The following is a 599-nucleotide window of genomic DNA, read 5'->3' as shown; positions in this document are numbered from 1 at the left end:
TGTGGTGGGCTTCGCACCAGCCGGGGGGTCGGTCGCAGCCCGGGTAGGTGCAGCAGCGGTCGCGGGCGATCAGGGCGCGGCGTAGGGCGGGGGGCACGATGCGTTGGGTGCGGCCGACGTCCAATGGCACGCCGGTGGGGTCGAGGAGGAGGCGGACGAGTTCGGCGTCGCACAGGAGCCGGGCGAGGACGGTGGCGGGTAGGGGGAGGCCCCAGCCGTTGTCCGCGGGTGGCGCGCCGGGTTGGCCGAGGAGCGCGGGTAGGGGTGCCAGGACGGTGACGTGGGGGCGGTAGCCGCCGTGGGTGGGCAGGGTGTCGGTGTGCAGCGCCCGGGTGATCAGTTCGATGAGGGCGTCGGCGCGGCGTCGGGCTGGGGAGCGGCGGTCCCGTTCCCCGCCGCCGGTGCCAGCCGTGCCGCTGTCAGCCGTGCCGCCCGTGCTGTCGGCACTCCCCGCGCTCTCGGCACCGCCCGCATTGTCGGGGCTGTCGGCGCCAGCACCACCGGGGTTGGCCGCACCACCGGGGTTGGCCGCAGTGTCGGGGTTGGCGGGGCGGGGGGCGGTCAGCGGGTCGAGGGCGGCCCGCAGGATCGCGGCGGCT

At 77.0% G+C, this 599-nt stretch carries 1 protein-coding gene; it reads right to left on the bottom strand.

Features of this window, described 5'->3' with window-relative positions; genetic code table 11:
- On the bottom strand, positions 1-599 hold a 599-nt coding region (locus U9983_RS07050; protein WP_322753247.1), incomplete at both ends, for an HNH endonuclease signature motif containing protein.

This window comes from Protofrankia sp. Cas3 (genome assembly GCF_963555955.1).
Taxonomy (GTDB): Bacteria; Actinomycetota; Actinomycetes; order Frankiales; family Frankiaceae; genus Protofrankia.
The sequence above is the reverse complement of the archived record's forward strand: the minus strand, read 5'-3'. Positions and strand labels throughout refer to the sequence as shown.